We start from the raw sequence: 9,118 nt of genomic DNA on the forward strand, positions 1-9,118 counted from the left end.
GCGGACCGCTGTTCACCTTGGTGTGGTCCACTCGTCGCGTGAGCGCCACCTCCGTGTCGAGTCGTCACGCCCGGCTCGACGTCCTGCTCGACGGCCTCCGGATCACCCGTTCCGCCTCGGACGCCGCGCGGCGCCACACCGAGCGGGTGCTCGTCCTCGAGTGGGACGAGGTGGCCGGCGCGACACTCGAGCTGACGGGCAAGGGGCGCAGCATCGTGCGGGTCGCCGTGGTCGGGCCGCACGCCGTCGACGACCATCGCGACGACCCGTACGCCGTCAAGGCCGGCCGCGACCAGGCCGAGTCCGCCGTGGCGGTGGTCGACCGCATCAACGAGGAGGCCGCCACCCGGCGGCGCTGGCACGAGCAGGCGGCCACCACCCCGCCCGTCGACGACGGAGCGGTCGAGGCCGGGTAGGTCCGGCCGCCCTGGAGCCCCGCCCTAGGCTCGCCGCATGAGCGAGCAGACGATGGCCGGCCGGACCGTCCTGGTGACCGGCGCGAGCGACGGGATCGGGGCGGAGACCGCCCGGGAGCTCGCCGCCCGGGGGGCGACGGTCCACGTGACCGGACGCTCGGCCGACAAGCTCCGGCCGGTCGCCGAGGCCGTCGGCACCGAGCCGCTCGTCGCCGACTTCTCGCGCCTCGACGACGTCCGCCGGCTCGCGGACGAGGTCGGCGAGCGGGTCGGGTCCCTCGACGTGCTGATGAACAACGCCGGCGGCACCTTCGCGCCCTCGCACCGGACCGCCGACGGTCACGAGCCCAACTTCCAGGTCAACCACCTGGCGCCGTTCCTCCTCACCCACCTGCTGCGACCCCGGCTCGCCGCGGCCGGGTCGTCCCCGGTCGTCAACACCGCCAGCATCGGCAACCTGATGGGCAAGATCGTCCTCGACGACCTCGACTACGAGCACCGTCGGGCGATCGAGTTCCTCGCCTACGGCACCGGGAAGCTGATGAACATCGCGTTCACCCGCGGCATCGCCCAGCGGTGGGCCGACGACGGGATCGTCTCGGTCGCCGTCCACCCGGGACCGGTCGGCAGCTCGTTCGGCCGCGACTCGTGGCTGGTCGGCCTGCTGTACCGCTCGCCGCTCAAGCGGTTCGCCACCATCAGCGTCCCGGACGGCGCGGCCCCGCTGATCGCCCTGGCCGAGCGGGGTCCGGACCCCGAGGTCAACGGCCGCTACTTCAGCCGGTTCCAGGTCGACGGTCGCGAGAACCGGCAGGCCCACGACCAGGCCGTCATCGACGGGCTGTGGGAGCGCTCGGCAGCGCTGGTCGGCGTGGCCTGAGGGCCGGACGTCACAGGATGTCGTGCACGAGCTCCCCGAGCTGGGTGAGGTTGCGGCACTCCACCATCGGCACGACCTCGCCGTAGCGGCCCGCGGCCGAGTCGCCGGTGTCCCAGTGCCGCCGGTGCTCGGGATTGAGCCACCACGCGTGCCGTGCCGACCCGGCCAGCCGCCGCAGCACGTCGAGGTTGAGGTCGCTGTAGTTGGAGCGCGCGTCACCGAGCACGAGCAGCGACGACTTGGGACCGAGCGCGTCGGCGTACCGCTCCTCGAACTTCGCGAACGCCCTGCCGTAGTTGGTGCGACCCCACAGGGCGGCGTGTGCGGTGGTCGCGGCGAGGTCGGCGAGCACGTCGCCGGGGTCGGCGCCCGGCCGGAAGTGGTGGGTGACCTCGTGCACGTGGTCGACGAACGTGAAGGCGCGCACCTTCTCGAACTGGTCGCGCAACGCGTAGACCAGCAGCAGCGTGAACTGCGCGAAGTTGGCCACCGAGCCGCTGACGTCGCAGAGCACGACGAGCTCGGTGCGGTGCGGCCGCTTGGGCTTGTGGTGGGTGACGAGGGGGACGCCACCGGTGGAGATCGAGGCGCGGACGGTACGCCGGAAGTCGAGCGGTCCGCGGCGCCGGGCGTGGTGCTCCTGGGTGAGCCGGGTCGCGAGCCTGCGGGCCAGCGGGTAGATCTCGCGGCGCATCTGCTCGAGGTCCGACCGCCGCGCCGCGGTGAAGTCGAGCCGGTCGATGGAGGGGCGCACCGCGACGCTCGCGACGTGGTCGGGGCCCTTCTCCTCGGCGATCCGCCGGCGGGCGTCGGCCTCGACCAGGCCGGTGAAGGCGCCGACCCGACGGCCGGCCTCGCGCCGCGCCTGGTCGTCCGTGCGGCCCTCGGCGAGCAGGGCCTGCACGATCCGGTCGACGAGCTCGTTCGGAGCGACCCGTTGGAGCGCGGTGTAGGCCGACCAGGACGACAGCCCCGGACCGCGGCCGGGCATCGCCCCGAACCGGGCGACCATCTCCGCGGCCAGGTCGAGCAGCGCCTGCTCGTCGCCGCCGCCCTCGGCGTCGAGCAACGCCTCGAGCAGCTCGGCACGCAGTTCGGCGAGCGCCTCGGCGTTGTCGGCGACGCCCTCGACGTCCTCACGCGTGCCGGCGACGCCGTTGCCGACCATCCGCGGGAAGTAGACGTCGAAGAGCGCGTCGAAGGTCGGCCGCTGCGACTGCTTCTTGACCAGCGTGGCGGCGTACCCGGCGCGGACCACCTCGCGGCGGTCCCAGTCCAGGGCGCTCAGCGCCGCGATCGCGTCGAGGTCCTCGGCGAGCGACACCGAGAGCCCGGCGGCGCGCAGCGCCTCCAGGAAGTCGATGTGGCGGTCGACGAGGGTCACGGTCAGCGGCGTCCGGGTCCTGGCTGCCGCGCCAGCTTGAGCTCGCGGACCGCCTTGTCCTGGTCGGAGGCGTGCTTGAGGACGACGCCGAGCGTGGCGGCGACCGCCTCCTCGTCGAGGTCGCCGATCTCCAGCGCCACCAGGGTGCGGGCCCAGTCGACGGACTCCGCGATCGAGGGCGCCTTGCGCAGGTCGAGGTCGCGCAGCCGGGCGACGGTCGCCACCAGCTGCTCGGCGACCCGGGTGTCGAGGTCGGGCACCTGACCGGTGACGATCTCGCGCTCGCGCTCGGCGTCGGGGTAGTCCAGGTGCAGGTAGAGGCAGCGCCGCTTCACGGCCTCGGACAGCTCCCGGGTCGCGTTCGAGGTCAGCACGACGAACGGGCGGCGGACGGCGGCGACGGTGCCGAGCTCGGGGATCGTGACCTGGAAGTCGGAGAGCACCTCGAGCAGCAGCCCCTCGACCTCGACGTCGGTCTTGTCGACCTCGTCGACCAGCAGCACCGTCGGCTCCTCACGCCGGATCGCGGTGAGCAGCGGCCGGGTCAGCAGGAACTCCTCGGTGAAGATGTCGTCGTGGGTCTGCTCCCACGCCTGGTCCCCGCTCGACTGGATCCGGAGGAGTTGCTTCTTGTAGTTCCACTCGTAGAGGGCGCGCGCCTCGTCGAGGCCCTCGTAGCACTGGAGGCGGACGAGCTCCGCGCCGGTGACCCGGGCGACGGCCTTGGCGAGCTCGGTCTTGCCGACGCCGGCCGGGCCCTCGACGAGCAGCGGCTTCTCGAGGGCGCCGGCGAGGTACGCCGTCGTGGCGGTCGCCGCGTCGGCGAGGTAGCCGTGCTCGGCGAGGCGAGCGGCGGCGCCGTCCGGTGAGGCGAACCAGGGGCTGGCGTGGGGCATGTCACCCATCCTCCCCCACCGGCACCGTCACCTGATCGGGCCCCGCCTCGTTGCTCTGGTCGGGAGAGGGACGCACGCCTGCCGATGGCGGTGCGTGCGAAGGACCTGGCTCAGGAGGACCGATGTCGTTGTGTCTCCCGGTCTCGGTGCGCCCGCGGTGGCTGCCCCCGACCGCGTCCCGGGCGAGTCGTTCCGCCCGGCTCGCCCTCGGCGTGGTGAAGCTCTGCCTCGTCGCCGCGATCGTCGTCACCGGCTGGGCCACCGCGACGTCCGCGCCGTCGGTCCCGGCCGCGGTGCCCGCCACCGGGAGCTTCGCGGCCCCGTCGCAGGCGCCCGGACCCGACTACGCCGACTACCCGGTCACCGCGCTCCCCCACCACGTCCGGCACCTGCTCACCGCCCACGACTGCTCCACGACCGGCTTCGCCGACGAGACGGTGCCGCGGTCGGCGGTCGTCCGCTCGGCCGCCGGGCACCTGCGACACGTGGACTTCGACACCGGCTGGCGCGTCTACCACCGGCACGGAGCCGCCACCCTCGTGGCGGTCTGCCGCGACGCGGTCGGCCCACCGGCCTGACGGCTCAGGACCGCCCGTGCCGGCCCTCGCCGGCCGCGAACCGTCGGGCACCGTCGATCGCGCCGGCACCGAGCGACACCAGGCCGTGCTCGAGCTCGTTGGCCAGTGCCGCGGCCTCGTCCAGCCCTTCCTGCTCCAGCATCGAGAGCCGGTCCTGGCGCAGGCACTCCTGCGGGAGCGCGGCGAGGGTGTGGGCGAGCGCCTCGGCCTCAGCGCGCGCCTGGCCCACCGGAACCACCCGGTTGACCAGGCCCATCCGCTCGGCCTCCCACGCGTCGACCGGCCTCCCGGTCAGCACCAGGTCCATCGCCCGGCTCGCTCCGATCAGCCGGGGCAGCCGCACCGTGCCGCCGTCGATGAGCGGGACCCCCCAGCGCCGGCAGAAGACGCCGAGCACCGCCTCGCCCGACGCCACCCGCAGGTCGCACCACAGGGCGAGCTCGAGACCGCCGGCGACGGCGTAGCCCTCGATGGCGGCGACCACCGGCTTCGAGAGCCGCATCCGGGTCGGCCCCATCGGCCCGTCGCCGTCCGCGCTGACCTGGTTGCCGCGCTCCGTCCCGATCGCCTTGAGGTCGGCGCCGCTGCAGAACGTGCCGCCGTCGCCGTACAGCACCGCGACCCGCTGCCCGTCGTCCGCGTCGAAGGCCCGGAACGCGTCGGCGAGGGCGGACGCCGTCGGGCCGTCGACGGCGTTGCGGGCCTCGGGCCGGTCGATCACGACGGTCGTCACCGGCCCGTCGACCTCTACGCGGACGCTCACGACTCCACCTCGTTGCGCATGACCACATCCTGGGTCACGGCGCGCCGGCGGTCGAGCAGCGACCGCCCGCCACCGGGAAGCAGGTGACGGGCGGTCCGTGTGGCCGGTCAGACCTTGCGCAGGATGACTCCCGAGAGCGCCGGGACGGTGACGTTGGTGACCTTGCGGCCGTTGAGGCGCTGGTAGCCGGGTCCGACGTCGATGGTCCTGGCCTGGGTGGTGGGGTTCACCAGGGTGGTGCCGCCGGTGTAGTTGCGGCGCCACACGCCGGTGGATCCGATGGTGTGGCGGGTCTCGGCGGGCATCCCGATGTCGACGGTGGCGCGGGCGGTCCAGTGGTCGACGTTCGACTCCCACGGGGTGAAGATGCTCGCGCCGGTGCGGCCGTTCCAGGTCAGCAGCCAGGTGGCGCGGTGGTAGGTCTGGATCGAGTAGTCGTCGCGGTTGCTGTAGGTGATCGCGAGCAGCGGGACGTCGCGGTCGGCGCACCAGGCGGCCATCTCCATCTTCCACTGCCAGTCCGGGCCCACGAACCGGGCGCCGGAGCGGTCCAGGCCCCACTTCACGAAGTACTCGTTCTCCCAGCCCGACACGTAGTGGGTCCAGTCCTCCATGACCGCGTGCCAGGTGTTCCACTCCACGGTCACGTTCGGGACGGCCATGAACCCGGCGGCCTTGATCCGGGCGCCGACGTGGTCGAGGAAGGACTCGGTGGCCTCGTACATCGCCTGGTCGGTGGGGATCTGGGTGGCCTTGCGGCCCCCGACGGTGGGGTGGCTGAGGTAGGTCAGGGTGTCGTCCATCATCACCCCGTCCCAGAGGGTACTTCTTCAGCTCGTCGATCACGTTGTCGCCCCACCTGGTCTGGTAGCCGGCCCGGCCGATGTCGGCGGGGTAGAGCCCGGTCCAGTCCGACCACTCGATCACCCGGCCGCCGGCGTCGGTGAGCAGCCAGTTGTTCGCGGCCGCCTGCTGGTAGGTCACGCCGGTCGAGGCGATCCCGGTGGCCCACTCCACGTCCTTGCGGGTCGCGGACACGTCCTTGTACATCAAGATCTTCAGGTTCGGGTTCTTCGCCTTCAGCGCCGGGATCCGGGCGTACTCCCACGGCTGCAGCACCAGGTAGGCGCCCTTCCACGCATCCGGCGTGGCGTCGATGTCACCCGGGTCCAGGGTCAAGATGCCCGCCGAGCTCGGTGCCGAGCTCCGGGCCGCCGTCCCGTGGTGGGCCGTGGTGGCCGCGGTCGCGGTCTCGAGGGAGGCCATCGCGGTCGAGACCGAGAGGCCGGCGGCCACGGCACCGATCGCCGCGGTCGTGAGGGTCGTCAGGCGCATCGTCCGGGTGAGGGCGCGGCACAGAGCACGAGTCATGGGAACCTCCAGCGAGGAGGGCCGCGCCGGAAGGGCATCGGCCGAGATCGGGCCGGCAGTGGAGGACTCGATGTCTCGGGAACCGCCGTCATCTGTTGTCCATGACGCTAGGGAGTCGAGGGGGTCCGGGGTCAGGGCCGCAGGGACCCTCCCGGAGGGGCGGTGGCCCTGCCTGGTCTAGGCGTCGCGGTGGCCGACCAAGGTCGGATGGGAGGTCTCGGAGGGCCGGCCGGTCCGGCTGGGCAGGACCTTGGTCCCGACGATCCCCGTCCGGAGTGCTCAGTCGACAGCGCTCGGGCTCAGCGCCCGGGCTCAGCGCTCTGCGCGGGCGAGCCGCAGCACGCAGGCGCCGGGCTCCACGAACGGCAGCAGCTCGAGGCCACCCGCGTCGTGGTGATACTCCTCGAGGGCGCCCTGGGCCACCCCGAGGTGGACCGAGCAGACCACGCCGGGCATCTCGTGCGCGGCCTGCAGCAGCGGGCACCGGGTGAGCCGGAGCTCGCGGACCTCGCCGTCGGGCTGGGGCGCGAAGCCCATGTCGTCGAAGATCTCGGCGACCTTCTCCCGGGCGGCGCGGTCACCGTCGGCCGTCGGGGGTCCGGACTCACGCGCGAGCCGCTGCCCCCATTCCGCACCCGCTTCGCGGGCGGCCGCCTCGGGGTGCGGGTCCGTCCGGGCGATGACGGCCGCCAGCGTGGCGGCGAGCCCGGCGTACTCCGGCCGGGGGTCGTCGTAGCTGCGGTGGGTGACGGAGTACAGCCAGCCCGGCCGGCCGCGGCCGCTCGCCGGCGCCTGCTCCCGGGTCACCAGGCCGGAGCTGCGCAGTCCGTCCAGGTGCTCGCGCAGGGTGTTGGCTTGCAGGCCGGTCATCGCGACCAGCGCCGGGACGCCGGTCGGCTGGGGCTGCGCCTGCAGCGTCTCGAGGAGCGCCGCGCGGGTCGGCGAGAGCTGCCGGCCGCTCGGGGTCCGGGCGGGCCGCGGGCCCAGGGGGACCGGCGTCACGCCCGAGGACTTTTCCACGGATCCAGTGTGACGAATTCGGCCGGGGGTGTCAGCGGAACGGCGCGGCCGGCCCGGAAGGAGGACGGACGAGGAACGGGACAGGGCGCCTCCTGCGAGATCGCAGTCAGGCGCCCTGTCCGTCGGCTGGCGGGGTGGTTACGAAACCTCATCGCTGCAGGTCAGGAGATCCTCTGACGTAAGCGGTCCGGAGTCTTCCACACGATTCGGGTCTTCCTGTCCACACTTTCGATGGTCGAGCTTGCCCAAGCCCGGGCCGCATGCAGGGGTCACAGCGGTCGTGACGTCACTGAGGTGCTCCTGACGGAGGGGCACCTCTGCTCGAGCGACCGTTGTGACGCGTAGCAGCAGCAGGAGCAGGAGCAACACGATGACCAAGATGACGATGAGGATGAGGATGAGGATCTAGGTCGCCAGTTCGCGCATCGCCTGGATCAGTCGCTCGGTGGCTCGCTCAGCCTTGACCAGATCGGTCGACGAGACCGGACGTTCGCTGTAGCCGGCCTTGGTCTTGACTCCCAAGAGCGTCTCGAGAGCGCCGGCGAGCTTCTTGTCTACAGCGGTTGCCAGGAGTTGGACGGCCTCGGCGTGGTTCTCTCCCATCGCGTGCTCGCCCAGGCGCGCGCAGCAGATGACGTCGGATGCGGCGATGCCATGCACGAGAAGGGTGACGTAGGCGTCTGCTACATCGCTGTCCTCGTCGGCCAGCGTGCGTACAGTTGCCGCGGCCTCGTTGAACTGCTCTGCTTTGGCGCGGCGCCCGCTACGTGTTGCTGGCGTGCACTTCAGCGTTCTTGGCATACGCCCTCCTCCAGAAGCCGGAGGAACCGTACAGGACGACGCCGTCGTAGCGGATGGCCTCCAGGACCGGCTCGGCGTGGAGGTTCTCGATGACCTCTGCCTCGCCCATCTCAAGAGCTCGTACGTCGTTGCCGGTCCAGCGGCTGGCGCGATGCTGGATGTCGAGCAGGTTGCCATCCCAGCGCTCTCCCGCTTCGTCGTCTAGACCGTCCGGGCGGACGACGAACAGGTCGATGTCTGAGGAGTTGCCCATCTCCCCGCGGGCCGCAGACCCGAACATGGCGGCGAACACCGGCGCCGGGTCCCAGGACTGGAACTCCGCGCGCAGTCGCTCGAAGTAGGCGGAGCGGAGCTGGGCCAGTTCCGTGATCGCCGGCGCTGCGATGTGCTCGGAGTTGAAGCGGTACGCGATCGCGTTCCCGACGTTCTCTGCGTCGACGATGCCCTCAAGTTCCAGTCTCAGGAGGACCTTGCGGATGCCGGTGTGTGAGTGCTGCCCGATCAGGCGGTGGAGGTCCCCGGCCGTGAAGGCTCGCGAGGTGCTTGCGAGCGCCATCAAGACGTCGCCGTCGAGCGTCGGCGTCACCACCGACATCGGGTTCTGCAGCCGCATCGTCACCCCTCCGTTCTATCACTATTGTGCCCGTTCTATGACTATTGTGCTGGCTCTAGCACTATTGTGCAAGGATCTACGAGGATAGCCCGCCGAACTTGGGGGCAGGTTCCGCAGAGTCCGGACCACTCACTCTTGGCCCACGATGACTGAGGTAGCGCGGCCCATCTGGCGAGCGCGTCAGTGCTGCACCAGAGACGGCACTGCTGGGCGTTCCTCGACTCGCCGCACGAGGCTCCCCGTGTTTACCGGATCTGCCTGCGGGCTCAGGCGGTCATCGCAACACCTCTGCCAGTGCCTGTGATGGTGTCTTGAAGCCGAGGGTCTGTCGAGGGCGCTCGTTGAGCTCAAGCGCGATCGCGTCGAGGTCGTCTTGGGTGAGGGTGCGGAAGTCGA

General features: G+C 71.7%; 10 protein-coding genes and 2 pseudogenes. 4 read left to right on the forward strand and 8 right to left on the reverse strand.

Annotated elements, in window-relative coordinates:
• The first annotated feature begins 38 nt into the window (after window positions 1-38).
• Window positions 39-416 carry a hypothetical protein gene (locus tag ACILQ5_RS03995; protein ID WP_395656673.1) on the forward strand — a complete coding sequence of 126 codons (378 nt, stop codon included), beginning with the start codon at window positions 39-41 and terminating at the stop codon, window positions 414-416.
• Window positions 417-453: 37 nt separating this feature from the next.
• Window positions 454-1,296: an SDR family NAD(P)-dependent oxidoreductase gene (locus ACILQ5_RS04000; protein ID WP_395656674.1), complete on the forward strand. Its 843-nt coding sequence runs from the start codon at window positions 454-456 to the stop codon at window positions 1,294-1,296.
• Between the two features lie 10 nt (window positions 1,297-1,306).
• Here the strand turns inward: ACILQ5_RS04000 and ACILQ5_RS04005 are convergent, their stop codons facing one another.
• Together ACILQ5_RS04005 and ACILQ5_RS04010 are read right to left on the reverse strand one after the other, a co-directional pair.
• A complete protein-coding gene (locus tag ACILQ5_RS04005) occupies window positions 1,307-2,680 on the reverse strand; it encodes a VWA domain-containing protein (RefSeq protein ID WP_395656675.1) in 1,374 nt (457 codons plus the stop codon).
• A gap of 2 nt (window positions 2,681-2,682) precedes the next feature.
• Window positions 2,683-3,576 carry an AAA family ATPase gene (locus ACILQ5_RS04010; RefSeq protein ID WP_395656676.1) on the reverse strand — a complete coding sequence of 298 codons (894 nt, stop codon included), beginning with the start codon at window positions 3,574-3,576 and terminating at the stop codon, window positions 2,683-2,685.
• Window positions 3,577-3,698: 122 nt separating this feature from the next.
• Between ACILQ5_RS04010 and ACILQ5_RS04015 the strand changes: the two genes are divergently transcribed.
• Window positions 3,699-4,154 carry a hypothetical protein gene (locus ACILQ5_RS04015; RefSeq protein WP_395656677.1) on the forward strand — a complete coding sequence of 152 codons (456 nt, stop codon included), beginning with the start codon at window positions 3,699-3,701 and terminating at the stop codon, window positions 4,152-4,154.
• Window positions 4,155-4,158: 4 nt separating this feature from the next.
• Here ACILQ5_RS04015 and ACILQ5_RS04020 read toward each other — a convergent pair whose 3' ends face one another.
• The 3 genes and pseudogenes from ACILQ5_RS04020 to ACILQ5_RS04030 form a co-directional block, all read right to left on the reverse strand.
• Window positions 4,159-4,917, reverse strand: a complete 759-nt coding sequence (locus ACILQ5_RS04020; RefSeq protein WP_395656690.1) for a crotonase/enoyl-CoA hydratase family protein — start codon at window positions 4,915-4,917, stop codon at window positions 4,159-4,161.
• Window positions 4,918-5,024: 107 nt separating this feature from the next.
• Window positions 5,025-5,729, reverse strand: a pseudogene (locus ACILQ5_RS04025) (putative glycoside hydrolase); the annotation flags it as partial.
• Between the two features lie 73 nt (window positions 5,730-5,802).
• Window positions 5,803-5,967: pseudogene (locus tag ACILQ5_RS04030) on the reverse strand (hypothetical protein); the annotation flags it as partial.
• Here ACILQ5_RS04030 and ACILQ5_RS04035 point away from each other — a divergent pair.
• The gene (locus tag ACILQ5_RS04035) at window positions 5,921-6,043 is read left to right on the forward strand and encodes a hypothetical protein (protein ID WP_395656693.1); all 123 of its coding nucleotides are present in this window, start codon (window positions 5,921-5,923) and stop codon (window positions 6,041-6,043) included. The pseudogene ACILQ5_RS04030 and the gene ACILQ5_RS04035 overlap by 47 nt on opposite strands.
• Before the next feature lie 557 nt (window positions 6,044-6,600).
• Here the strand turns inward: ACILQ5_RS04035 and ACILQ5_RS04040 are convergent.
• From ACILQ5_RS04040 to ACILQ5_RS04050, 3 genes are all read right to left on the reverse strand, one after another.
• A complete protein-coding gene (locus tag ACILQ5_RS04040) occupies window positions 6,601-7,308 on the reverse strand; it encodes a helix-turn-helix transcriptional regulator (RefSeq protein WP_395656678.1) in 708 nt (235 codons plus the stop codon).
• A gap of 405 nt (window positions 7,309-7,713) precedes the next feature.
• Window positions 7,714-8,109 carry a hypothetical protein gene (locus ACILQ5_RS04045; protein WP_395656679.1) on the reverse strand — a complete coding sequence of 132 codons (396 nt, stop codon included), beginning with the start codon at window positions 8,107-8,109 and terminating at the stop codon, window positions 7,714-7,716.
• Window positions 8,072-8,722, reverse strand: coding sequence for a nucleotidyltransferase domain-containing protein (locus ACILQ5_RS04050; RefSeq protein WP_395656691.1), 651 nt, complete (start codon window positions 8,720-8,722; stop codon window positions 8,072-8,074). Before ACILQ5_RS04050 ends, ACILQ5_RS04045 begins: the two co-directional genes overlap by 38 nt.
• Between the last annotated feature and the right edge of the window lie 396 nt (window positions 8,723-9,118).

The organism is Nocardioides sp. (genome assembly GCF_044226305.1).
Taxonomy (GTDB): domain Bacteria; phylum Actinomycetota; class Actinomycetes; order Propionibacteriales; family Nocardioidaceae; genus Nocardioides.

Coding starts and splice junctions, on each gene's coding strand:
- ACILQ5_RS04010 (WP_395656676.1), bottom strand. CDS start 3,576: ATGCCCCACGCCAGCCCCTGGTTCGCCTCACCGGACGGCGCCGCCGCT.
- ACILQ5_RS04050 (WP_395656691.1), bottom strand. CDS start 8,722: ATGCGGCTGCAGAACCCGATGTCGGTGGTGACGCCGACGCTCGACGGC.
- ACILQ5_RS04045 (WP_395656679.1), bottom strand. CDS start 8,109: ATGCCAAGAACGCTGAAGTGCACGCCAGCAACACGTAGCGGGCGCCGC.
- ACILQ5_RS04000 (WP_395656674.1), top strand. CDS start 454: ATGAGCGAGCAGACGATGGCCGGCCGGACCGTCCTGGTGACCGGCGCG.
- ACILQ5_RS04015 (WP_395656677.1), top strand. CDS start 3,699: ATGTCGTTGTGTCTCCCGGTCTCGGTGCGCCCGCGGTGGCTGCCCCCG.